This window comes from Bifidobacterium biavatii DSM 23969 (assembly GCF_000741165.1).
Taxonomy (GTDB): domain Bacteria; phylum Actinomycetota; class Actinomycetes; order Actinomycetales; family Bifidobacteriaceae; genus Bifidobacterium; species Bifidobacterium biavatii.
Map to the genome: position 1 here is coordinate 37,371 of NZ_JGYN01000023.1, position 24,126 is coordinate 61,496.

Here is a 24,126-nt window from a genome sequence, read left to right on the forward strand (position 1 = left end):
CATTTACCTATACTGCACGTAAGTCTAGTCGCGTACGCCGACACCGCCCTTAGCAGCGAAATTAGCGGCTTTACGCGGTTTTGCAGGGTTCCGCGCGGCCTAATGCAACCTAATAGCGACGCCGGTACCCGCGATATCCGCCGCCCCGCCGCGCCATGGGCCCGCTCACGCGTATTTCGCGGATGTCGAGTCCGGCGAGGCGTTCGCGGATCGTAGCGGTGAGCTGGGGAATCATATAGGTGAGCGTGGTCGCCCAGTTGGGCGATTCGGTGCGGATGACGAGCACGCCGTCACGCAGGTCGGCCACGGTGGAGTGCTGTGCGATGCCGGGGCCGACGACCTGGTCCCAGTGGTCGCGCAGCTGCGCCATTTTGAGCTGGGGCGTCCAGTTTCCGGCGCCGGCGATCACGCCGAGCACGCTGTCGAGGCTGCTCGGGTCGCGTCCGGGCTTACCGAAGTTCTCCCACGCCTTTTCGCTGTTTTCTTCGCGCGCCTTGCGGTCGCGCATGATGTATCCACCGCGTTCGGCGAGTCGGTCGAACACCTGCGCCGGCAGTTTGCGCTCGTCCAGTTTGAGCGTCTTCGCGATCGGCGGCGTCATGCCGTGACCGTCTTCCCGCCGCGCGCGGCGTCCGCTCCCAGCAGCGCGGACAGGTCGGGGTGCAGGTACTCATCTTGCGTACGTTTGAGCGCGCCCACGTCGATCACGTTCGTGTCCGCGCGTCCGGCGAGGTCGGGGATGTCGCTGGCCGCGGCGACAGTGATGAGCACCTGGTCCTGCCGCGAGGCGAAGCCGAGGATCTGGCTGCGGCGCGACTCGTCGAGCTGCGCGAACACGTCGTCGAGGATGACGATCGGCCGCGTGCCGCGTTCGCGCGCAACCACGTCAAACAGCGCCATTTTGAGCGCGAGCGCCATCGTCCACATTTCGCCGTTCGACGCGAATTCGCGCGCCGGCATGCCGGCCAGCAGCAGCGACAGGTCGTCGCGGTGGGGGCCGATCAGGTTCTGCCCGCGCGCGACTTCGCCGGGGTAGATGCGCTGGAAGTGTTCGCTGATGCGCGGTAGGGGATCGTCGGTCAGGAAGATCTCGTCGAACGACGGTTCGTACGCGAGCTGCGCGCGCTGGTCGTCACCGGCGAGGCTGCGGTAGATCGCGGCGAATGGTTCGGCGATCATGTCGACGATGCGCCGGCGGTCGCGCGTGACGGCGACGCCGAGTTCGATGAACTGTCCGGTCCAGATTTCCAGCCCGCTCAGGGCTGCGTCGGCGGCCGCAGGGACGACGTCGCGCGCGCCGAGCTGTTTGAGTAGAGCGGCGCGCTGCTTGGCGATTTTCGCGATGGTTTGCAGCCGATCCGTGTAGCCGGGGATAAGCAGCGCGCCGGCCTGGTTGAGGAAAGTACGTCGCGAGGCCGGGTCGCCGGCGACGAGCCGCTGGTCTTCCGGTGTGAAGGAGACGCTGGGGATGCGGCCGATCACGTCGCGCATGTACAGCGAGTTGCCGCCGTTGACGCGGGCACGGTTCGCACCGCGTGCCGCGACGGTGAGCTCGTAGGTGGTGACGGTCGTCTCGCCGTCCGCGTTTGCCGGCGTCGCGGCCGATTCGTTCGCGCCTGACTGTCCGTGAACCGCGCCGGACGCCCCGTAGGCGCCCGTTTCGCCCATGTTGGCATTGGATGTCATGTCCGGCGCCGAGAGGCCCGCAGACGGCCCGCTGACGACGTTGGCGCGGATGACGGCGGAGGACTGTCCGCGTTCGACGAGCGGCAGAGAGGACGACGTGCGGTGGCTGGAGCCAGTGGAGAGGACTTCGACGGCTTCGACGATATTGGTCTTGCCCATGCCGTTCGCGCCCTGCAGAATGTTCACACCGGGCGTGAAGTCGACCACGCAGTGCTCCCATGAGCGGTAGCGGTCGAGCGCCAGACGCGAGACATGCACCGGTGATCCTCCCCAAAAATGATTGTTGGCTGTTCGGTTTTTCTCGACCCTTCTTGTTCTCGGCAGTGGAGTCGCCACTCAGCTACCGAGGGGGCGGTCAGGAAACCCGTCACGTCAAATCCAGTAAAACGCCAGTGAAATGACGTCCGTTGATGCGTGGTGTACGGCAGTCAGTTTGGTAAGCGCTTTCCGTATGGTCTTCCCGCAATCCGGAAAGCGCTTACCGTGGCTTGTTTCCTAGGATCCTCGAATCAGGCAGTGATGCGCATCGGCACGAGCAGATAGCGGTAGTCCATCGACTCATCGGAATCCGCCTCCTGCTGACCATTGAACTCGACCGGCTTGACGGCGGTCGTCATCTTCATGCGCACGTACGGTTCGGTGATCGCGGACAGGCCCTCGATCAGATACGACGGGTTGAACGCGACGGTGATGTCGTCGCCATCCATATCGATGTCAAGAATTTCCTGGGCCTGGGCCTCGTCGACCGCGCCGGCAGACATCGTGATCTCCTGCCCGGAGAACACCATGCGGATTGGGGCGTTGCGCTCGGCGACCAGCGCGACTCGCTTGATCGCGCCGATCAGCTTCTGGCGATCGACCACCGCCTGAATCGGGTAGTCGTCGGCGAACAAACGATCGACCGCAGGGAACTCGCCGTCGATCAGCTGCGACGTCGAGACTCGGCCGGCGTTCTCGAATCCCAGCAACGACGCGGAATCCTCGTCGAAATCGACGATCACGTTCTGATGTTCGTCGAGCGAACGCGCAATGTCGCGCAGCAACGAGCCGCGCACCAGCGTCGTCGTGTTCACATCGAGATTCTGCGGGGTCCACGAGAACGTCGCACGTGCCAAACGGAAACGGTCGGTCGACGTCATGACGACCTTGTCCCCGTTGAACTGGACGCGAACGCCGGTGAGCACCGGTCGATTCTCCTCGCGGGAAACCGCAACGCACGCTTGGGAGACCGCCTGCACGAACGTCGGCGCGTCGACCTGGCCGAGTTTTGCCGGAACGACGGGCAAATCTGGGTATTCCGTATCGGGCATGAGCTGCATGGTGAACGTCGACTTACCCGACGTGATCGTCATGGTCGACTCGTTCGTCGAAAGATACGTTTTTTCGGCGGGAAGCGACTTGGTGATGTCGGCGAGCAGCTTGCCGAGCACCAGCGCGGTACCGGGTTCGTCGATGCCAGCTTCGATGTGGTGACGCGCCGAGATTTCGTAATTGAACGCGGAAAGCTGCAGCGTGCCGTCGATCGCCTCGAGTTTGATGCCGGCGAGGATCGGGTTGGCCGGGCGCGCGTCGATGACGCGCGTGGTCCAGGCCACCGCGTCGGCGAGAGCCGCGGAATCGATTTCGACTTTCATGGGTTCCTACTTTCACTTCGGTGTACTGCGGTTCATTGTATCCGGGCTGGGACCGAAACGTCGCGAGACGGAGGCGAGCCGTGATGATGGTGACGACGAGCTACGCAAGTGAGTAAAGTAGTCGTAGTAATAAGCACGGTGGAAACTGTGGATAAGTGGAGTTTTCCCAATGTGGAGAACGGCTGACCGGATGCGGTCCGCTGTGGATAACTTCTGGAAAATGTGTGGACAAGTAGGCGACTTATCCACAGTGGTGACGTCGAGTTTGAGTTGTCCACATTCGAAGGCAAGTAATCCACGAGTTATCCACAGTGAGTGACGGTGTTATCCACGGGTTATCCGCAGGATTTACCCACATTTGTGGAAAAGGGTGTGGATAACTTTTCTCGCAGATGATGCTCAACCCGGGCGTGTCGCGACGTTTCCCGAGCTGTTTCACGACCGCTCGTCCACCAGAATCGCGCCCACACACCAAAATCGGCGCTTTTTTCGAGCACTCCGAAAAACGCCCAAAATCGTTCGCTCAGCGCCATCCTCTCGGACAACGCTTTCCAGGTGGCTCGTCTCATGTGCTATTCGTTTTCGTATCTCGGTCACTTTGGTGACCTCGATGCCGCTGCTTGAAGAGGCACCCGACCGGACATCAGCTCGCTGCAGTCGCCCGCGGTGACCCGTTTCGTCATGGCATGCATCATCCGCGCATGATTCTTCGCCGACCGTGAGGTTCTGCGCCATCCACCACAATCGTTCCTGATGAACGTTTTCGCCCATTTTCCGCGCCGCTCCCCAAAACCCGCAAAATCGTTCGTCACGCGCGATTCTGGGAGTCGGACGGGATCGGCTGCTCCGTGGCATCTCAAACCGGGAGAATCGCGCGTGGAGACGAAAAACGGCGGTTTTTCCGGGACGCCGGAAAAACCGCCGAAAACGTTCGCTGAAAACGATTGTGGTGGACAGGGGAGTCCGCCCGATCGTCAGTCGTCGTTGGAGTGTTGCTTCAGACGAAGGGTCAGTTCCATCACGTAGTTATAAATTTCTTGCTTTTGCTGCATCTTCGCGTTGATCTGCTCGACCGCGTGCATCACCGTGGTGTGGTCGCGTCCGCCGAACACCTCGCCGATGTCCACCAGCGACATGCCGGTGTTCTCGCGCGACAGGTACATGGCGATCTGGCGCGCGATCGACACGTTCTTGGTGCGGCCTCGGCCGACCAGGTCGTCGAACGTGAGATGGAAGTACTTGGCGACCTGCCCGATGATGTCGGTCGGCTTGATCTCCACGTCAGTGGTGAAGAAGTCCTGCAGCGTCTGCTCGGCCAAAGCCGGCGTAACCGGCTGGTTGCTGAGCGATGCGACGGCCGTCACTCGGGTGAGCGCGCCTTCCAGCTCGCGGATGTTCTCGGTGAACCGCTCGGCGATCAGGTCGAGCACGTCGTTGGGGATGTTCGTGTGGTTCATCGACGCCATCATGCGCAGAATCGCGATGCGCGTCTCCAGATCCGGCGGCTTCACGTCGACCGGCAAGCCGGATTCGAAGCGGGAAATGAGTCGCGCCTCGAACCCTTTGAGGTTCTTCGGCGCCACGTCGGACGCGATGACGATACGCTTGTTCGCCTGGTACAACGCATTAAACGTATGGAAAAATTGCTCGAGCGTTGCTTCCTTGCCGCCAAGGAACTGGATGTCGTCGATGAGCAGCACGTCGACCTCTCGGTAGCGGCGGTTGAACTCGGCGATCTGGCCCTGACTCTTGTTGGTGTCGCTCAGCGCCTCAATGAATTCGTTGGTGAACTCCTCGGACGTCACGTAGCGGACCTTCAGGGTCGGGTCCTTGACCAGCGCGTAGTTGCCGATCGCGTTCAGCAGGTGGGTTTTGCCCAGGCCCGACCCGCCGTAGATACACAGCGGATTGAAGTCGCGCCCCGATCCCTCGGCCACGGCCAATGCCACAGTTCGCGCGAAACGGTTGGAATCGCCGGGAACGAACGTGTCGAACGTCGCGTTTTTGTTCAGATGCGTCTGCGGATCGCGCGCGACCTGCGTGCGGCTCGCCGTGAACGTGCCTTCCGGAATCGCCGACGGCATGGACTGCTGCGACGGCATGGACGCGGGCATCGTGCCGGCTGGCGCGGGCCTGACCGACGGCGTGGCGACGGTCGGCAGCGGACGGTTGATGCGCGGCGCGGATTCGTCCGCCCGGTACGCGTCCTGGCTCAGGTCGGAGACGGTCGGCGCCGACCGCGCGTCGAACTCCTTGGCGAACGTGTTCTGCTTGGCCTGCTGCGCGGAGACCGGTTCCGGCTCGGGTTCAGCGGGCTGCTCCTGACGCGGCTCGACCTTGAACGCGGGGAACATCGACGTTCCCGACGCGATGCTCAGCGCGTGCAGCAGCGGCTGGTTCAGTTCCTTCTGCAGCGCCTGCTGCGTGGCGAGGTTCTCCACGCTCAGTACGATGGTCGTACCGAACACGGCCTCGGGCACCACGCCTTCGAGCCAGCCCTTGTCGCGGGCGGTCAGCTTTGAATTATGTTTGAGCAGAGCCAGCGCGTCGGCCCAGATGCGGGCCGCCTGCGCGGCGGGGTCCTGCGGCGTGTGCGCCATGCGGGCCTCCTCCACTCGAACGAATAATTACGACAACAGACCATTTTTACTCCGAAAGCTGGAAGTTATCCACAGGCTTGCGTGTTGCAAATACTGGAATGTGAATAACATCCGTGTAATTTGTGGATAACTTTGCGCCGCATCCGCCTGATTTTTCAACGTTTCCGCGTGTCGTGCCGCGCCCACGCCGCTGTTCGGAATGTGAAAACCCGCTCGGCGTTTTGACTTGTGGGCAGGGGTAAGAGTACTTTGGTATAGCTTGACTCATGAGGAGCCGTGCTTTGGCGCGGCTAAAAACACCGGGAGCTACAACTATGAAGAGGACATTCCAGCCGAACAACCGCCGTCGTCACATGAAGCACGGTTTCCGCGTGCGCATGCGCACCCGCTCTGGCCGCGCGCTCATCAACCGTCGCCGCGCCAAGGGCCGCGCTTCCCTGTCCGCCTGATCGACGGCAACGGCAGTAACCGACGTGGAGCGGCTCAGGAGCCATCGTGATTTCGTCACCGTGCTCAAGCGCCGCCGTAAAGTCAGCGACAAGGATATCGTCGTGCACTATCTAGTGCGCGACGATTCCTCAGTTTTGGGCGATACGGCGACGTCCGCGCGGCGCGTCGGTCTTGCCGTATCCAAAGCGGTGGGTCACGCGGTGACCCGCAACGCGGTGAAGCGACGTTTCCGCGTGCTCGCGCGACGGTACGAATCCAGCCTGCCCGAGCGCTGCGACGTCGTCATGCGCGCCAAACCGAGCGCCGCGACGGCCGACTTCCAATCGCTGGACGAGCAGGTGTCGTCGCTGTTCGCCGCGGTGTCGCGTAAATGCGCGAACGCGGCCGCGAAGCGTGACGGCCGATGACCGTCGCCGACGGCATGATTCGCGCGATTCGCTGGTATCAGCGCGCCATTTCCGCGAATCGTCCCGCTTGCTGCAAGTACTATCCCAGCTGTTCGCGATACGCGATCGAAGCGCTGGAACGATACGGCGCGCTGCGCGGGGGACTGTTGGCCGCATTGCGATTGCTGCGCTGCCGGCCGTGGAGCCGCGGCGGCATCGATGACGTTCCGCAGCGATATTCCGTGTTTTACCGATTTTCGTGGTCGAAGGCCCATGAGGAGCCCCGACTGACACCACTGGCCTGGCAAGACGGTCCCGGACCGCGGTCCGATGACGGCCATGCGCAACATAAGGAGACGGCCTAAGCGATGATCAATTACGACAAATTCCTGCTGGACAGCGGCTTCTGGGGCTGGCTGTACAAGCTGCTGACCCCGGTCGAATGGCTGATGACCCAGATCATGGCCGTCTTCCATAAGTTCCTGACTCTGCTCGGCATGTCGCCCATCGGCTTCTCGTGGGTGCTGTCGATCATCTTCCTCGTGCTTGTCGTGCACGCGTGCGTGTTCCCGCTGTACTACAAGACGATGAAGTCGATGCGCAAGATGCAGGAAATCCAGCCCAAGATGCAGCGCATCCAGAACAAGTACAAGGGCAAGAACGACCAGGCCAGCAAAGAGGCCATGCAGCGCGAGATGATGAAGCTGTATCAGGACAACGACGCGAACCCGGCCGGCTCGTGCCTCCCGATGCTCATCCAGTCGCCGGTGTTCATGTGCATGTTCTACGTACTCTCGGCTATCCCGTACATCGCCCGCGAAAAGCGCGCGCCGCTCGGCGCGTTCGACGTGGCCACCGCGCAGCAGTTCTCGCAGACCACCGTGTTCGGCGTGAACGTGACCGACGTGTTCTCCACCGCGGCCACGCATGGCAAGATCATCATCGGCGTCTTCGTCCTGCTCATGTGCGGCTGCCTGTGGTTCACCACGTACTTCAGCCAGAAGCGCAACATGAACCCGGAGGCGATGGTCGGTCAGGCGGCCACCATGCAGAAGGGCATGCTGTGGGTCTTCCCGATCATGTACATCTTCTCCGGCGTGACCATGCCGTTCGCTGTGCTCGTCTACTGGCTCACCAACAACATCTGCAACCTCGCCCGCACCATGTGGCAGGCGTACGCCTTCCCGACGCCGGGCTCCCCGGCCGCCAAGGACAAGGAAATCCGCGACCACAAGCGCGAGAACGAACGCCGCGCCAAGGCCGGCGAGCCGAGCCTCGAGGAGGAGAAGCTCATCAAGGCCAAGGAAGCCGCCGAACTCAGGGAGAAGCAGGGCTATCAGCGCGAGCAGCCGCAGCGCAAGAACCGCGGCAAGAAGAAGTAACGACGTCGCGCTGACGCGACGGGCGTGACCTGCGCGACATGCGCGACATGATGGTCTCGCGGGAAACGGACATGATAACGGACATGATTCGTTTCCCGCGAGACCTTTGGTTTAGACTGGTTTGCAGACTTTGACAATCGACCCTTCGCTGGACAAGGAGTAGTGGACATGGCGGAAGACGAAAGGACGATCGATCAGCTCAATGAGGAAGCTGACATCGCTGCCGACTATCTGGAGGGCCTGCTCGACATCGCCGACTACGACGGCGACATCGAGATGGGCGTGCGCAACAATCGTCCGATGGTGCAGATCGTCGCCGACGACGACACCGACATCAAGCATCTCATCGGCCGCAATGGGGAAGTGGTCGATGCGCTGCAGCAGCTGACGCGTCTCGCCGTCCAGCAGAAGACCGGTGAGCGTTCGCATCTGATCGTGGACGTCGACGGGTTCCTCAAGCACAAGCGCCAGCGTCTGCGCGACATCGCGCTCGACGCGATCGACGAGGTGCGCGAGACCGGCGAGCCGGTGAACCTTAAGCCGATGAATTCGTTCGAGCGCAAGGTCGTGCATGACGTCGTGCGCGAGGAAGGCCTGAAGTCGCGTTCGCACGGCGAGGAGCCGCGCCGTTACGTGACGGTGTACCTGCGCGCGAACGCGGAGGACGCAGCCGACGTCGACGAGACGGAGGAGTGATCCGTGCCGGATCATGTTTCACATGAAACCGTTCGCGGCAGTGACGTTGCGGACGGCGCGCAGGATGATGCCGCCGTGCGTGCGGCTGCGAACGATGTCGTGACGGACGCTGTGTCGGTCGAGTCATCCGTATCGGCCGAACCGTCCGTTCCCGCGACGGACGAACTCGACGGATCGCCGATCCTCGCCCAAGTGCTCGGCGACGCGCTGCCCAAGCTGGAGATCTTCCATGACAAGCTCATGCGCGAGGGCGAACCGCGCGGCCTGATCGGCCCGCGCGACGTGGCTATCGTATGGGAGCGTCATATTCTCAACTCCGCGGCCGTGGTGCCGTTCATCCGCGAAACGACGCGGGGCGAGCGGTACAAGACCGTTGCGGATATCGGTTCCGGCGGCGGTTTTCCCGGCATCGTCGCGGCCGCATGCCTGCCGGACCACCGGTTCACGCTGATCGAACCGATGGAGCGTCGCGTCGAATGGCTTGACGAATGCGTGCATGAGATGGGGCTGAAGAATGTCGAGATCGTGCGCGCGCGGTCCGAGGAAATCATCGCGCGCATCCGCAAACGCGACGGGCTGTATCCGTTTGCCGTGGCGACGTGCCGCGCGGTCGCGCCCATGACCAAGCTGTCCGGCTGGACGCTGCCGCTGCTCAAATCGCACGGCCGTCTGGTCGCGCTCAAAGGCCGTTCCGCACAGGCCGAAATCGACAAGGCCGCCAAGGAAATCGCCAAGCGTGGGGGAGTGCGCCCGCGCGTGGTCGAGGCGGAAGTCGGCCCCGGACTCGAGCCCACGCACGTGGTGCTGGTGGACAAGCGCTGACCGAGTTATCCACATTATCCACAGTGAGAAAAAGTTATCCACAATGATGAGCAGTTCACGTCGCGTTCAGGAATAAACGCCGGAGTTCCGGCGATTGAAGCGGGATTAGGCGCCGCTCCGGACCGCCCGGCACGCACAGGTTATCCACAGTTATCCACAATAGTGTGCACAACTATGTGGAAAGTTGTGGACAGCCGGCCGGACGGGTTCCCGACGCCTTTCCATGGCGTCCGAACAGCGTCTGAAAACGGCCCAAACAGCCGGTTTGAACCCGTTTTCATGTCCATGCGAACGATGAAACTGGAACGTACTGTCTGGTGAAGGAGGAGCAGTGTCCACCACGAACGGCGCACCTGAATTCGAAACGGTAGAGCAGACCATTGGCCGCATTTTCGGCAATGGGGCCTCCGATTCCTCGGTGGGCATGCAGATCGCGCAGGAAAAGCAGCGCTACGCCGCCATCGAAGCGCAGGTCTTCCCCAAGCCCAAGGAAACCCGCATCATCGCGGTCGCCAACCAGAAGGGCGGTGTCGGCAAGACGACCACGGCCGTCAACATCGCCGCCGCACTGGCCAAGGGCGGTGCGAACGTGCTCGTCATCGACATGGACCCGCAGGGCAACGCGTCGACCGCGCTCGGCATTGAACACAACTCCGGCATGGACTCCGTGTACGACGTGCTCGAAGGCCGCCGCACCATCGCCGACGTCAAGCAGGTCTGCCCGGACTTCCCGACGCTCGACGTCGTGCCCGCGTCCATCGACCTGTCCGGCGCGGAACTCGAGATCGCTGACTCGCCGAACCGCAATAATCTTATGCGCGATGCGCTGACCAAGTATCTGGCCGAAGCTGACAAGCACTACGACTACGTGTTCGTCGACTGCCCGCCGAGCCTCGGCCTGCTCGTCATCAACGCGATGTGCGCCGTCAACGAAATGCTCATCCCGATCCAGGCCGAATACTATGCGCTTGAGGGCCTCGGGCAACTTATCAACACCATCGGCCTCGTGCAGAAGCACTTCAACCCGACGCTGCTCGTCTCCACCATGCTGGTTACCATGTACGACCGCCGTACGCTGCTCAGTCGCGAGGTATACGCGGAGGTCAAGAACCACTACCCGTCCATCGTGCTCGACACCACAATTCCCCGCACCGTGAAGATCTCCGAGGCGCCGAGCTTCGGGCAGACCGTGATCGCCTATGACAAGTCGAGCATGGGCGCCACGGCGTATCGCGAGGCGGCTCTGGAGATGGCGCGCCGTTCGGATCAGGCGTTGGAAGCGATTGCAATCAAGCGAGGAGAACACTGATTATGGCTACGAAGTCGCGTTTAGGCAAGGGACTTGGCGCGCTGTTCCCGGACCTTCCCGGCGATGCCCAGCATGAGCTCGACGAACTGTCGGCGATGACGCCCGCTCAGCGGGAGAAGACGGTCGCCGAGGCATTGGCGAAGCCGGCTGCGGCGCCGTCTGCTGCGCCCGCTGCAAAGGATGGCAGCGTTGCCCACGCTGTCAGCGCCGACGATGAGCCGGCAGCATCTGCCACACCGATCAGCCGCACGTCCATTCCACAGGTCATCAGCACCGCGTCCACGCAGGCACAGCCGGTGACCGCGCCCGCGGTTGACCGATCCAAGCCGTCGCAGTCGGCGAACGGTTCCGCGCACGCCGGCAAGGGTGGCAAGTCCAAGTCCAAGCGCGCGGCCATGCCGGGCATCGGCGACGCCGGCGCACATCCGAGCGACCTGTTCTTCGGCGACACGACCACGGCCGTACCGGTCACGGGCAAGTCCGCGTCCGACGAGTCATCCTCTGCTGCACACAATCGCAAGCAGGCTGCGACCAAGGCGTCGTCCCGTGCGGCCAAGCCGGCCGATGTTTCACGTGAAACCAAGGACAACGCGGACGAACCGGAACTCAAGCCGGTGTTCGGCGGCTATCTCGCGGAACTGAACACCACCGACATCGGGCCGAACCTGCACCAGCCGCGTACCGTCTTCGACGAGGAGGAGCTCAACGAGCTTGCCGCGTCCATCAAGGAAGTCGGCGTGCTGCAGCCGATCGTCGTGCGCAAGCGTCCCGCCGCACAGATCGAACAGGCCCGCCGTGACGTCGCCGAACGCGTCGCGAACGGCGACACGGAAGCGGCCGACGAGCGACTCGACAGCCCGTACGAGCTCATCATGGGCGAACGCCGCTGGCGCGCGACCCAGCTCGCCGGCCTGACGACGATCCCGGCGATCGTCAAGACCACGGCCGACGACGACATGCTGCGCGACGCACTGCTCGAAAACCTGCACCGGGTCGCGCTCAACCCGCTCGAAGAGGCGGCCGCGTACCAGCAGATGATCGAGGAATTCGGCCTCACACAGGCTCAGCTGTCGAAGTCCGTGTCCAAGTCGCGCCCGCAGATCGCGAACACGCTGCGACTGCTCAACCTGCCCGCCAGCGTGCAGAAGCGCGTCGCCGCAGGCGTGCTCTCGGCCGGCCACGCGCGTGCGCTGCTGGGTCTGACCGACGAATCGGAGATGGACAAGCTGGCCGACCGCATCATCGCGGAGGGCCTGTCCGTGCGTTCCACTGAAGAGATCGTCGCGATGAAGATCGCCTCCGGCGAGCAGCCGCGCAAGGCCCGCGCCAACAAGAACAATCCGTGGGCCAACTCGCCGATTCAGCAGCATCTCGAAAACCGCTTCGACACCAAGGTGTCCATCAAGGGCTCCAAGCAGCACGGCCGCATCGAAATCGTCTTCTCCTCGCCCGAGGACATGGACCGCATCCTCGGCCTCCTCGCCCCGCAAGGCGACGCCGCCGCCGATCCGAACGCCGGCTGGCGCTGATCGGATAGACATTCAATACGCTTGTGCCCGCATGCCTTTCTCTGTGAAAGAGGAAAGGCATGCGGGGCACAAGCGTATCTAACGATTATTCGGTCGAACTATTCGCCCGGCGCGTTGAGGTAGGACTGGGCGTCGAGGGCGGCGCAGCAATTGTCACGGATGCGTGTCAGTCGTTGCTGAGCAGGCCGGCCATGTACACGGGCAGATAGAGTATGCGGTTTTCGACGGCGATGTTGCACGGGCCGAAAACGTATCCGGTGGAAAGATGGTATTCGCTGTGAGCCAGCACCGCATCCATTGCATGATGTCTTTTGTATGATTTGCCGGACTTGACTTCAATGGGCAGTACTGCATCATTGCGATCCTGAACAAGAAAATCAAGCTCGCCGAGTTTTTTGCTGTTGTAGTAATACAAGTCGAAGCCGTGCGCGGCCAGTTCCTGTGCGACGGCATTCTCATAGATGGATCCATAGTTGATGTCAGGATTCCCGTTCAGCACATCAAGCGCGGTTTTTTTTAGGAACGAGCCGGTGAGCAGACCGACGTCGTTATAGAAGAGTTTGAACAGATTACGTTCCTTGCTCATCTCCAACGGCGTGCACGGCTCATCCACGTTGTAGGCCGCTATGGCCACGTCGGCGCCCACCAGCCAGTCAAAATCGGATGCCACCGCCTGGAAACGTAAACCTTTTTCGACTTTGGAGAACGTGAATCGCTTATTCGGGTTGTTCAGTTCGCTGGGTACCAGATCGTAGATGGACCTGATGTGAAGCCGATCCTCTTTCCGGGCATACTGTCCGATATCGCGACGATATTCCCTTTTGATATTTTCCTGTATCGTTCGCACGTTCCTGACGCTGCCATCGGACACGAACGAACTAACCGCCGCCGGCATGCCTCCGATAACCAGATACTTGGCATACAGTTCCATTAACCGATCATGGGCGAAACCATCAACTTCCTTGCGATCGCGCAGGCAATCGCGCAGCATGTCGAATACGTCGCTCCCCGCCCCCTGCGACCAGCAGAATTCTTCGAAATCCAGAGGATGCATCTTCAATTCACTCATGTATCCCACCGGTATAGATCGAATGTCCTCCAATTCGACGCCAAGCAGCGAACCGGACATGATGTAGTCGAACCGGCCGTCGTCCACAAGGAATTTGATCGCCGTGACGATTTCCTTGCACTGTTGGACTTCGTCGAAGAACACTAGGGTCTTTCCGGGCACCATAGGGCTGTTCGTGGCCAATTCGAGCCGCATAAGCAGGTTCCTGGCGTCGCGCGGAGTGCTGAACAGTGTTGCCATTTCAGGATTTTCGATGAAATTCAGTTCGACGACGTGCTCGTAATGCGTTTTTGCGAAATGACGGATGATGTACGTTTTGCCGATTTGCCGTGCGCCGGTAATCAGCAGGGCCGTACGATTGGGAGACGTCCTCCACGCCTCAAGATCAGCTTCGATCTTTCTTGCCAGCAAGATGGCCCCCTCGGATGTGAGTTGCATTTTCAAACCATTTTATCTTTCTTTGATTGCATTTTCAAACCAGAAAGGGGGTATTTTATTGCATTTTCCAACCATTCTGCGGGGATGGCAGGGCGTACGCGGTAACTGTTGCAGAGACTGTCCGCGCACAAGAGAGGATGGCGAGCCAGAATATGAAAAACGTGTTCGCCGACTGCATGATGCCGATTGAACGGCATATGAGCCGGCGAGCACGCTTGACTGAGATATTCGTCCGGAGCGCCGGGTCGCTATTCGCCCAAAGCGTTGAGGTAGGACTGGGCGTCGAGGGCGGCGCGGCAGCCCATGCCGGCGGCGGAGATGGCCTGGCGGTAGGTGCGGTCCACCACGTCGCCCGCGGCGAAGACGCCCGGGACGGACGTGCGCGTGGACGCGCCGTCGACCGTGATGTAGCCGTCGGCGTCCAGCGCGATCGCGTCGCCGAGGAAGCCGGTGGACGGCGTGTGGCCGATCGCCACGAACACGCCGTTCGCGGGCACCTCGCTCGTCTCGCCGGACACCACGTTGCGCACGGTCAGTGACGTCGCGCCCGAATCGTCGCCGTTCACGCGGTCGACCACGGAGTTCGTGAGCAGCGTGATCTTCTCGTTCTCACGCGCGCGGTCCACCATGATCTTCGACGCGCGGAACTCGTCGCGGCGGTGGATCAGCGTGACCGACGAGCCGAAGCGGGTCAGGAACAGCGCTTCCTCGAACGCGGAATCGCCGCCGCCGACCACGACGATCGGCTTGCCGCGGAAGAAGAATCCGTCGCAGGTCGCGCAGTACGAGACGCCGCGGCCTGAGAACTCCTCTTCGCCCGGCACGCCCAGCTTGCGGTAGCTCGAACCGGTGGTGACCACCACCGCGCGGGCGCGGATCACGTCGCCGCCGTCGAGCGTGAGGGTTTTCACATCACTGGAGAAGTCGACCGAAACCACGTCGTCGTAGACGAGCTCGGCGCCGAACTTCTCGGCCTGCTTCTGCATCGCGTCCATCAGGTCCGGGCCGAGAATGCCGTCCGGGAAGCCAGGGAAGTTCTCGACCTCGGTGGTGTTCACCAGCTGGCCGCCGGGCGTGAGCGCGCCGGCGATCACCAGCGGCTGGTAGCCTGCGCGGCCGAGGTAGATGGCGGCGGTGTAGCCGGCGGGGCCGGAACCGACGATGACTGCATCATGAATCGCGTTGTTCGCGTTGTCGTTGCTCATGCGCTCCACTGTAGCAATGCGGGGCGCACGAAACCCAGCCAGTCCGCGCACGGCGTTAGAGACAAAAGTTATGGCCCGCGCGATCGGAATTGCGCTCGTGGGCATAGACCGTTCATTTACCCGTCCACTGACAAGATCGTGGGCATAGACCGACCACGTACAGGTCAACAACCTCCTCTGTATGGTCGGTCTATACCCACAATCACCTATATGTCCCGTTCATACCCACGAATCGGACTCCATAATGTCCCGTTCATGCCCACAGCCATATGACAAAACAAAAAAAGCGGCGGCCATCGGCCGCCGCTTGGGCATTGGCTAGAAGAGTTCGACCTTCTGGATATAGAGCTGGTTGCCGGGCAGGCTGTCCATCGGCACCCACAGGATCAGATCCTGCGCGGTGACGACCTTGTCGAACTTGACCTCCGTGGTGCCGCCCTCGGCGAACGAGAACTTCGCGACCTGCTCACCCTGCGTGGGGTCGCCGGTCGTGTTCGCGCGCACGTAGCCCGTGCCGCCGGACGAGTTGATCGTGATCGTCATGCGGTACACCTTGCTCGGCTGGCTCAGGTGTAGCGCGAACGCGAAGCCGCTCTGGCCGCCCGGGTTCGTCACGAAGTTCTGACTCGTGATGGTCAACGGCGTGGTGTTCTCGTACTTCGGCTCAGGCACCTTCTTCGCGTTCTTGTCGGCTGTGTTCTTGGTTGTGGACGAGCCGGACGACTTGTTGGAGGAAGACGACTTGTCCGAAGACGACGAGCCGGAAGACGAACCGGAAGACGAACCGGAAGACTTGTCCGAAGACCCAGAGCCAGACGAACCCGACCCGGAGGAATTCTCATCCGAGGATCCGGACTGCCCGTTGGTCGAGTTGCCGAACGGCACCTCGTCGATGTTCTGCTGCGACCACGGATCGGCCGAATTGGAGCTGCCGTTCGTGATGTTGCCCGTGCTGTCGTTGTTGAGCGCCTGCACGGCGAAATAGCCAGCCGCCGCAACCACGGCGATGCCGACCACGATGGCCACGATCTTGGTCGGCAGGCTGCCGAGCAGCGCCTCGTCGGACACGTCGTTGTCCTGCGATTCGATCTTGTAGATCTGATTCACGTACGGCACCTTGGCGGCCGCCGGCGGCAGGCTCGGCGGCTTGGGCGCGTTCACGGGCGGGATGATCATCGTCTTCTCGCCCTCTTCCTCGGCGCCCGCGTTCGGCACCGGCGCGACCGGGGTTGCGACCGGCTCGGCGTGCGGATGCGTCTGGATCGGCACGGTGGGCATTGACTGCGCGGCAGCGGCCGCGATCGGGTCGACGACCGGCGGCTGCACGGTGGTCGCCGCGTCGGCGACGGCGCCGGAACCCACGCCGCCCGCAATGCCAGCCGCGGAGCCGGACGCGCCCGCAACGCCGGCATCGTCGTGATGCAGCTCGTGGCGGATGCTCGACACGTCCAGCGACATGGTCGTGTTGTTCACCGTCGACGACGACTGCGATCCGTCGAACGCGCGGAAGAAATCGCCGGCCAGCGGCGTCACGTCGACCACGTCGTCGGACGTGAGTGCGGACGCGTACTGCGGCATTTCCATAGCCAGCGGCGGCAGCGCCATGCGGCTGACCACGCTCGACGGCACGTCCATGATGTCGGCCGGGTCGACGTCGCGCAGCGGCGTGGTCGTGATCGTCTCCGCGCCTGCCACGCCGGGCAGCGCGATGTCGCGCTCGTGCAGCTTGCTGAGCGGCGTCCACGGGCCGAGCAGCGCGTCGATTTCGGCCAGCGACGACATCGGCAGGTCGCGGTCCTCGCTGCCATAGCGCAGGCCGAGGCCGCGCTTGCAGATCAGCTTGAACTCGCCCGGCACGTCGTCGCCGATGCGGTTCAGGTCGAACACGGTGTCGGCCGAGGACGGCGTGCGCGTGAGCAGCGCGTACAGGACGGCCGCGAGCTGGCGTACGGCAAGACTTTCCTCGCCGAGTTTCAGCCCGTCTGCGCCGGACAGGTCGGCGATCATCGAGCTGACCGGAATGTCGGCGAGTTGGATGCCGGTTGCGCTGATGCGCACGGTGTCGGTCGAGATGGCGTCGTGGCCGAGTCCCTGCGACAGCAGCATGCCGATGGCGCTCGCCAGTTCGCCCATGATCGAGCGGATCGCGTCGTAGCTGAGGATGTGTCCGGCCGGGCCGCGCAGGTATTCGGTGAGCGACAGGCCGGCGTCGAGCTGGGTGATCACGATGGCGATGTGCTCGTCGTGCTGCAGCTGGAGCACCTGCGTAAAGCGCGGGTCGCGCATGAGCGCGAGGGACGCCGCGGACGCGTTGACCTGGGAGAGCACGCTCGAATCGGTGACGATGAACAGCTGGCAGTCGCGCGTGAGCACGCGGTCGCTGGCCCGCCATGCCAGCAGGCCCGGGGCCTCGCGCAGCTGCGACACCAGCGTGTAGCGGTTGATGATGGTATCTCCCAGCTGAGGCTTCATGTTTGCTCCGTTTGTTCCGTGTGCGTTGTGACGCGACGGTTGATGTAACGATGGTGATTGCGCCGATCGCGGCCGTACGGCCGCCGGCGTCGGTGCCATTCTAGTCGTCGGTGTAGTCGAGGGTGAAGGGATGGCTGCAGCTTCCGGCCGGGCCGCGGACGTCGCGTTTCGCGCCGATCGCACGGGATTCTGTGCGCGATTCCGCGCGTGGTCCTGTGCGGGCGGCGCCGGCGGTTCGGATGGTACGTGCGGGACGCCGGTAGCGGCCTTGGCGGGGTTATCCGTGCTGCTGCCCGCGCCGTTCGCGACCGCAGTGGCCGCAGTGGTCGCGTCGGCCGCGCCGCGACGCGTCACACGCGCGAGCAGCGGGCGGACCAGATCGATGAGTTCGCGCGAACGCAGCAGCCACAGCACGATCAGATACGTGGCCGTGATCGTGATCGTCAGCAGCACGCACGCGCCCACCGCCTGCAGCCAGTTCATGCTCATGGCGTCCGCCATCGTGGGCGTATGGCCGCCGTTCGCCGCTGCCGCGTCGCGCGACCGCGCTTCGGCCGCGTCCGAGCTCGTCCAAATACCCAGCAGCGCGTACACCGGACCGCGCGCGAACAGGCCGAGCACGGTCGCCGCGCCGCCGGCAAGAATCGCCTTGCCGTATGCGGCGGCGATGCGACGCCCGTCCAGCCGGCCCTCGAACCTGCGCCGCAATGACGGGATCAGGAACGGGAACGCGAGCAGATGGCCGGCCGCCGAACCGATGCCGACCATCGTGATCCAGTCGGTCGGCGACGTGAACGCCGCGCCGCCAAGCACCAGCGCGACGAAAATCACGTTGAACAGCAGCATGAACATGAACGGCGTGCGGCCGTCCTCGAACGCGTAGAACGTGCGCTGGATGATCAGATACGCGCTGGAAACCGGCAGGCCGAGGCCGAGCATCGTCAGCGGCGTGGCGATCAGCATCGCCTCCTTCACGCTCACCGACGGCAGCAGCGCGACAATGATCGGCACCGGCAGCACGATGAACGCAACCGTGAAGAACACCATGAGCACGCCCACGCTGCGCAGCGACTGGCTGAGCGTTTCGCGCGCGTCCGCGATGTCGTGTTCGGCGATTGCGCGCGAGATCTTCGGGAACAGGGCAGTCGCCACGGACACGGCGATCAGCGAATACGGCAGCATGTACAGCGTGAGCGCGTTCTGATACGTCGCGTTGCCGGCCACGTCGAGCATGTTCATGCCGAGTTCCGTGCGCGCGCGATCCGGCGCGGACGTGGTGATGTTCGTTGTGATGATGTTGACCAACTGGTCGAGTACGACGATGCCGACGCTCCAGCCGGCCACCGAACCCATCGACTTCAGGCCGATGCCGGACAGGCCCCAGCGCGGCCGGTAGCAGATGCCGCAGCGCGTGAGCGGCAGGAACAGGATCAGCGCCTGAAACGCGACGCCGAGCGTCCACGTGCCGGCCGTGAGCGCCAGCTTGCCGCCCGTCCAGAAACCGACCGGCTGTTCGGTGGAACGGCCGAACAGCACGATGAACGCGGTGAAGCCCGCGCAGCTGATCAGGTTCGCGCCCACCGACGACCATGCGTACGTGCCGAAATGGTCCTTGGCGGCGAGGATCTGGCCGAGCACCGTATATAGCCCGTAGAAGAAGATCTGCGGCATGCACCACAGCGTGAACGCGTTCGTGAGCGCCAGCATCTCCGGTGTGCCGCGCACGTACAGCATGGTCAGCAGCGGGGTTGCGGCGGCCATGAGCAGCGTGATGCCGCCCAGCAGCGCGATCGCTAGCGTGATGAGCTTGTTGAGCCGCTCTTCGGCGTCCTTCTGCTGCAGCGTGCGCACGATCTGCGGCACGAGCACCGCGTTGAAAATGCCGCCCGACACGAGCGTGAACACGGCCTGCGGGATCATCGCGCCGGCCTGATAGGCGTTCGCCGCCATGCCGGTCGTGCCGAGCGCTGCGGCGAGCAGGATCGTGCGGACCTGCCCGGTTACGCGCGAGGCCGCCGTGCCGGCGGCCATGATCATCGAATTGCGGCCGAGGGAGGAACTGCTGGAACTCATTCGTCGGGATCTTTCTTGCGATGGAATTGACGCCACAGGCCAAGCAGGCCGAGCACGACTGCAAAGCCGATGATCACAAAGCCGCTCATGTCGTTGATCTGTAGCACGCTGGTGATCCGCTTCGTCTGCGGCTCGCCAAACGCCTGGCCGTTGCGGTCCTGCAGCGCGATCGTCGCGTTCGCCGAACCGGACGTGGACACGCGGATCGAGAACGTGACCTGCGCTTCGGAACGCGCCGGAATCTCGGTTTCCGCATTGCGTGACGTGACGATCTCCATCGAATCGGTGATCGACGAGATCTTCACGCGCACCGCGTACGGCAGCGCATTACTCAGCGTGACCGGCATCTTCGCCGTCTCACTCACCACCGTCAACGACTCGGACGGGGTGATCGTCACGCCGCCGAGCAGGCGCGCGGCCAGCTTTGCTGCGCCATCCGTCATGCGCTTCACCACCGCCTTGTCGCCGGACATCGCGTGCAGTGCGAGCGTCGACTGTGCGGCCAGCAGCTGGTTGCTCCACTGCGTCGACTTGCCGTCGGCGACCAGCACGGACGAGACGAAGCGGCTGATCTGGTCGCGGTCGGACGCGAGCGTCGACAGTGTGCCGGTTAGCGCGCTCGACTGCGCGTCGGTCAGCGTCGCCGTATCGTCTACCATGCCGAGCGCGTCGTCGCCGGACGCGAACGCGTCGACCTTGCTCAGCGTCGACAGGTTGGTCAGTTTCAGCCACGACGCGCTTTCGGCCGCGCTCATCAGCGCGTCGACCATCGCGCCGCTCGCGTTCGCGTTCATGCACACCAGCAGGCTGCGCGTCGTGTACGGCTGCTCCATCTGGTAGAACGCGCTCTGCGCGACGAAACGTGCGATGCGGCCCGCCATGCTCTGCTCAGCATCGGCCGAATCGCTTGTCGCCTTGCCCTGCGCGAGCCGGCTGAGCACGCGCTGCTGCGTGAGCACGGTCACGTCGCCCGCGTCCGTGGGCACGACGATCTTGCCCGTGTGCACGGTCGAATCGTCGCTGTTGTCGAACTCGTGGTTCGCGATCACAATCGAATAGCCCTGCCGCTTCGCCTCCGTGAGCGACGCCAGCGACCAGTTCGCCTTGCCCTGCCACGCAACCACGCTGGTCGACGCCTGCTGGTCGCCCAGCGCCGAACGGTAATCGGCCAGCGCCGCGTCCGCGTTCCAGGCGGAACTTGTCACGCCGGCGGCCTCGTACGCGCCGGCGTTGTCCGAACCGTACGCGGACATGTCGAACCCGGACGGCTGCATCACGCCGCTCACCTGCGTGGGCAGGTCCATTGCGGCCAGCATCGTCGGATCGGCAATGATCTGCAGCGCCGGGTGCTTCGCCAGCAGCTGCTGGTACACGCGGTCCGCCTTTGCCTCCTCGCCCAGCGTGACGATGGTCGCGGCGCTCGTCGAGCTCGTCAGCGAACCGCTTGCCAGCGACTCGAACGCGGTGTCGCTGACCTGCCATGCGCTTGAACGCAGCGGCATGGCGATGGTCAGGTTGAGCGCGGGCGTGTTGATCGTGTTCAGGCCGTCCGACGATCGGGTGAGGAAGCTGTGCGTCTGCGCCCGCAGTTCGTCGCCGCTGACGTAGCTGACGCGGATCGGCTTGGGACCCCACGTCGCGATGCGCTCGAGCGATTCCTTGCTTGCGGAGACGGTCACGGCCGTGGACGCGCCCGGCGTGAGCGCGGGCACGGCGACGCTACCCAGATCGTCCATCATGGGGATGTTCGCGTCGCCCTGCGACCATTCCTGCATGTCGGTGCGCGAGTTGAAGATGTAGCCGAGATTCGCGGACAGGTCGAGCGTGCCTGCGGGCAGCGCGTCCTGGGAACCGTTGGAAACGGTGGCTTTGAGCTGGTAGCCGGATGTTGCGGTGACGACCGCGGTGACCGCGTCGATGGCGATCGTGATGCCAGTGCCGGCGTTTGCGTCGTCGCCCGTTTCGTCGGCGGACGCCTGCGCCGGCCATGCGACGACCGCCGCGCACATCGCCACGGCGAGCGCCAAGGCTAGCAGTGCGCGCAGTGTCTTGGTGATTCGCGCGGTTGCGCGCGCTGCGGTGGGGTTCACGTCAAGCCTGCCTGTTCAGTTTCTTGGCATACAGCCATGCGATCTTGCGTTCATTAGGATAGCTGAGCACGCCGTCCAAATCTTCGAAGTCCACCCAGATCGCGTCTTCGGCCTCATGGTCCGGGTCGCCGTCCACGCTCAGTTCGCCGCCCACCTGGCGCAGCGCGAAATGGTGCACGAGCTTGTGCACGCGCTGGCTTGTACCGGTGAACCAGTAGTCGATGGTCGCGATCGAATCGACCACTTCGCCCAGAATGCCGGTTTCCTCGTGGACTTCGCGCACGGCGGTCTGCTGCGGCGTCTCGCCTTTTTCGATGTGACCCTTCGGCAGACACCATTCGAGGTGTCCGCTGCGCGAATGGCGCGCGATGATCGCCACGCGGCCGTGTCGGTCGAACACGAGGCCGCCGGCGGAATACTCGCGCACGACGGGCAGTTCCTGCGCGTCGAGCGATGCGAACGTGGTTGGGCCGTCCAGCGCGCGGCGAGGCGGCATGTTCGCGGGTGAGGGGCGGCGGGGGTGTGACGGTTCCGCGATAGCCGGCCGCTGTTCCGCCGGCGTGATTGCGCGGATCGTGGTTGCGGTGAGCGTCGCGATGCCGTCGGATTCCTGTTCCGACAGCTGTGCCGAGGACTCCGACGTGTACATCAGTTCGTCCGGCGCCAGCGGATTTTGGGTACGACGACGCGACGCATGGTCGAGCATGCGTGCGAGGTCCGCTGGCGTAATCATGGTAACCACCTTACTCATACTTTGCGCTGGTGGGGTAACGCTATGCTGATAAGAGCAAAAGTTTCCTTGAGACCTGAAGAGGGTGAGCGTGAATTTCGAAGTCTGGCCGGAGGCCATTGAGCTGGGTCGTTTGTTCGCCGAACAGGGTTACGAGCTGGCGTTGGTGGGAGGTCCGGTGCGCGACCTGCTGCTGCACCGCAAGTCGCATGACCTTGATTTCTGTTCGTCGGCGCGGCCCGAGCAGTTCGAGCCGATCCTGCGCAGGTGGGGTCGCGACGGCTTCTGGGACATGGGACGCAAGTTCGGCACGCTCGGCGCGATGCGCCGGCGCGAGGACGGCACCGAAGTCAAGGTCGAGATCACCACATACCGGTCGGACGTCTACGATCCGGACTCGCGCAAGCCGGAAGTCAGCTACGGCGACACGTTGGAGGGCGATCTGTCCCGCCGCGACTTCACCGTCAACGCGATGGCGCTGCGCGTCCCGCAGCTCGAATTCGTCGACCCGTTCGGCGGCGCGAACGATCTCGCCAAGGGAGTCCTGCGCACGCCGGTCGACCCGCGTCAGTCGTTCGATGACGACCCGCTGCGCATGATGCGCGCCGTGCGGTTCGTCGCGCAGCTCGGCTTCTCGATCGAACCGGAAACGGCCGAGGCGATCACCGACATGGTCGACCGCATCGAGATCGTCTCCGCCGAACGCGTGCGCGACGAACTCGTCAAAATGCTGCTGTCCGACCGTCCGCGCGCCGGCATCGAAGCGCTCGTCGACTCCGGCCTCGCGGACATCGTGTTCCCGGAAATCCCCGCGCTGCAGCTGGAAATCGACGAACACCACCGTCACAAGGACGTCTTCGAGCACACGATGATCGTGCTCGACCGCGCGGTCGCGCTCGAAACCGACGACGACGGCCCTGTGCCGCGGCCGGACCTGACGCTGCGTCTCGCCGCGCTCATGCACGACATCGGCAAGCCGAAAACACGCAAGTTCGAGCCGGGCGGCAAGGTCAGCTTCCACCACCACGACGCGGTCGGCGCGAAGATGACGCGCAAGCGGCTCAAGGCACTGCACTTCGACCACCACGTCATCGAGGACGTGAGCGAGCTCGTGAACCTGCACCTGCGCTTCCACGGCTACGTGGACGAGCCGTGGACCGACTCCGCGGTGCGCCGCTATGTCAAGGACGCCGGTCCGCTGTACGAGCGGCTCAACCGCCTGACGCGCGCCGACGCGACCACGCAGAACAAGCGCAAGGCGATGGTGTTCTCGTCCGCGATGGACGAGATGGAGGAGCGCGTGCGCGAGCTCAAGAAGAAGGAGGACTTCGACGCGATCCGCCCGGACGTGGACGGCAACGAGATCATGTCGCTGCTCGGCCTTGAACCCGGCCCGATGGTCGGTCGCGCGTACAAGCACATGCTCGAATACCGCCTCGATAACGGTCCCGTCGACCACGACGTTGCCGTCGCCGAGCTCAAGCGCTGGTACGCCGAACTGTAGCCTGCGGAATTTCGCGGCGCGAACGAACGATGCCCGCTCCCTGTTCGGGGG

General features: G+C 63.5%; 18 protein-coding genes. 9 read left to right on the top strand and 9 right to left on the bottom strand.

Features of this window, described 5'->3' with window-relative positions:
• Positions 1-109: 109 nt before the first annotated feature.
• From BBIA_RS08405 to dnaA, 4 genes are all read right to left on the bottom strand, one after another.
• Positions 110-601 carry a DciA family protein gene (locus tag BBIA_RS08405; RefSeq protein ID WP_033494979.1) on the bottom strand — a complete coding sequence of 164 codons (492 nt, stop codon included), beginning with the start codon at positions 599-601 and terminating at the stop codon, positions 110-112.
• The gene (gene recF, locus BBIA_RS08410; RefSeq protein ID WP_035138269.1) at positions 598-1,944 is read right to left on the bottom strand and encodes a DNA replication/repair protein RecF; all 1,347 of its coding nucleotides are present in this window, start codon (positions 1,942-1,944) and stop codon (positions 598-600) included. Before recF ends, BBIA_RS08405 begins: the two co-directional genes overlap by 4 nt.
• A gap of 251 nt (positions 1,945-2,195) precedes the next feature.
• Positions 2,196-3,320 (bottom strand): DNA polymerase III subunit beta, encoded by a 1,125-nt coding sequence (gene dnaN / locus BBIA_RS08415; RefSeq protein ID WP_033494981.1) that lies wholly within the window; start codon positions 3,318-3,320, stop codon positions 2,196-2,198.
• A gap of 974 nt (positions 3,321-4,294) precedes the next feature.
• Complete coding sequence (dnaA, locus tag BBIA_RS08425; RefSeq protein ID WP_420796696.1) at positions 4,295-5,878, bottom strand: chromosomal replication initiator protein DnaA; 1,584 nt, start codon at positions 5,876-5,878, stop codon at positions 4,295-4,297.
• Positions 5,879-6,234: 356 nt separating this feature from the next.
• Here dnaA and rpmH point away from each other — a divergent pair, with 356 nt between their 5' ends.
• The 8 genes from rpmH (at position 6,235) to BBIA_RS08465 (ending at position 12,494) form a co-directional block, all read left to right on the top strand.
• Positions 6,235-6,369 carry a 50S ribosomal protein L34 gene (rpmH, locus tag BBIA_RS08430; protein ID WP_033494987.1) on the top strand — a complete coding sequence of 45 codons (135 nt, stop codon included), beginning with the start codon at positions 6,235-6,237 and terminating at the stop codon, positions 6,367-6,369.
• Between the two features lie 24 nt (positions 6,370-6,393).
• On the top strand, positions 6,394-6,777 hold the full coding sequence (gene rnpA, locus BBIA_RS08435; protein ID WP_033494989.1) for a ribonuclease P protein component: 384 nt from the start codon (positions 6,394-6,396) through the stop codon (positions 6,775-6,777).
• Between the two features lie 14 nt (positions 6,778-6,791).
• Positions 6,792-7,121: a membrane protein insertion efficiency factor YidD gene (gene yidD / locus BBIA_RS08440; protein ID WP_051923928.1), complete on the top strand. Its 330-nt coding sequence runs from the start codon at positions 6,792-6,794 to the stop codon at positions 7,119-7,121.
• A 6-nt stretch (positions 7,122-7,127) separates the two neighbouring features.
• On the top strand, positions 7,128-8,138 hold the full coding sequence (gene yidC / locus BBIA_RS08445; RefSeq protein WP_033495026.1) for a membrane protein insertase YidC: 1,011 nt from the start codon (positions 7,128-7,130) through the stop codon (positions 8,136-8,138).
• A gap of 168 nt (positions 8,139-8,306) precedes the next feature.
• Complete coding sequence (locus BBIA_RS08450) at positions 8,307-8,834, top strand: Jag family protein (protein WP_033494991.1); 528 nt, start codon at positions 8,307-8,309, stop codon at positions 8,832-8,834.
• 99 nt (positions 8,835-8,933) lie between these two features.
• Positions 8,934-9,656: a 16S rRNA (guanine(527)-N(7))-methyltransferase RsmG gene (rsmG, locus tag BBIA_RS08455; protein WP_033495028.1), complete on the top strand. Its 723-nt coding sequence runs from the start codon at positions 8,934-8,936 to the stop codon at positions 9,654-9,656.
• A 331-nt stretch (positions 9,657-9,987) separates the two neighbouring features.
• A complete protein-coding gene (locus BBIA_RS08460) occupies positions 9,988-10,965 on the top strand; it encodes a ParA family protein (RefSeq protein WP_033494993.1) in 978 nt (325 codons plus the stop codon).
• Positions 10,966-10,967: 2 nt separating this feature from the next.
• Positions 10,968-12,494 carry a ParB/RepB/Spo0J family partition protein gene (locus BBIA_RS08465; RefSeq protein ID WP_033494996.1) on the top strand — a complete coding sequence of 509 codons (1,527 nt, stop codon included), beginning with the start codon at positions 10,968-10,970 and terminating at the stop codon, positions 12,492-12,494.
• A gap of 166 nt (positions 12,495-12,660) precedes the next feature.
• Here the strand turns inward: BBIA_RS08465 and BBIA_RS08470 are convergent, their stop codons facing one another.
• The 5 genes from BBIA_RS08470 to BBIA_RS08490 all read right to left on the bottom strand — a co-directional run bounded on the left by BBIA_RS08470 (position 12,661) and on the right by BBIA_RS08490 (position 22,574).
• Positions 12,661-13,974, bottom strand: coding sequence for an ATP-binding protein (locus BBIA_RS08470; RefSeq protein WP_033495030.1), 1,314 nt, complete (start codon positions 13,972-13,974; stop codon positions 12,661-12,663).
• Positions 13,975-14,249: 275 nt separating this feature from the next.
• On the bottom strand, positions 14,250-15,206 hold the full coding sequence (gene trxB, locus BBIA_RS08475; RefSeq protein WP_033494998.1) for a thioredoxin-disulfide reductase: 957 nt from the start codon (positions 15,204-15,206) through the stop codon (positions 14,250-14,252).
• A 318-nt stretch (positions 15,207-15,524) separates the two neighbouring features.
• Positions 15,525-19,751 carry a murein biosynthesis integral membrane protein MurJ gene (locus tag BBIA_RS14680; protein WP_051923922.1) on the bottom strand — a complete coding sequence of 1,409 codons (4,227 nt, stop codon included), beginning with the start codon at positions 19,749-19,751 and terminating at the stop codon, positions 15,525-15,527.
• A complete protein-coding gene (locus BBIA_RS08485) occupies positions 19,748-21,841 on the bottom strand; it encodes a DUF6049 family protein (protein WP_033495001.1) in 2,094 nt (697 codons plus the stop codon). The genes BBIA_RS14680 and BBIA_RS08485 overlap by 4 nt, the downstream gene beginning before the upstream one ends.
• A gap of 1 nt (position 21,842) precedes the next feature.
• Positions 21,843-22,574, bottom strand: a complete 732-nt coding sequence (locus tag BBIA_RS08490) for an NUDIX hydrolase (protein WP_033495003.1) — start codon at positions 22,572-22,574, stop codon at positions 21,843-21,845.
• Positions 22,575-22,662: 88 nt separating this feature from the next.
• Here BBIA_RS08490 and BBIA_RS08495 point away from each other — a divergent pair, with 88 nt between their 5' ends.
• Positions 22,663-24,075 carry a CCA tRNA nucleotidyltransferase gene (locus BBIA_RS08495; RefSeq protein ID WP_033495005.1) on the top strand — a complete coding sequence of 471 codons (1,413 nt, stop codon included), beginning with the start codon at positions 22,663-22,665 and terminating at the stop codon, positions 24,073-24,075.
• The last annotated feature ends 51 nt before the right edge of the window (positions 24,076-24,126 follow it).

Coding starts and splice junctions, on each gene's coding strand:
- yidD (WP_051923928.1), top strand. CDS start 6,792: ATGATTCGCGCGATTCGCTGGTATCAGCGCGCCATTTCCGCGAATCGT.
- BBIA_RS08490 (WP_033495003.1), bottom strand. CDS start 22,574: ATGATTACGCCAGCGGACCTCGCACGCATGCTCGACCATGCGTCGCGT.
- BBIA_RS08405 (WP_033494979.1), bottom strand. CDS start 601: ATGACGCCGCCGATCGCGAAGACGCTCAAACTGGACGAGCGCAAACTG.
- trxB (WP_033494998.1), bottom strand. CDS start 15,206: ATGAGCAACGACAACGCGAACAACGCGATTCATGATGCAGTCATCGTC.
- dnaN (WP_033494981.1), bottom strand. CDS start 3,320: ATGAAAGTCGAAATCGATTCCGCGGCTCTCGCCGACGCGGTGGCCTGG.
- BBIA_RS08450 (WP_033494991.1), top strand. CDS start 8,307: ATGGCGGAAGACGAAAGGACGATCGATCAGCTCAATGAGGAAGCTGAC.
- BBIA_RS08465 (WP_033494996.1), top strand. CDS start 10,968: ATGGCTACGAAGTCGCGTTTAGGCAAGGGACTTGGCGCGCTGTTCCCG.
- rpmH (WP_033494987.1), top strand. CDS start 6,235: ATGAAGAGGACATTCCAGCCGAACAACCGCCGTCGTCACATGAAGCAC.
- BBIA_RS14680 (WP_051923922.1), bottom strand. CDS start 19,751: ATGAGTTCCAGCAGTTCCTCCCTCGGCCGCAATTCGATGATCATGGCC.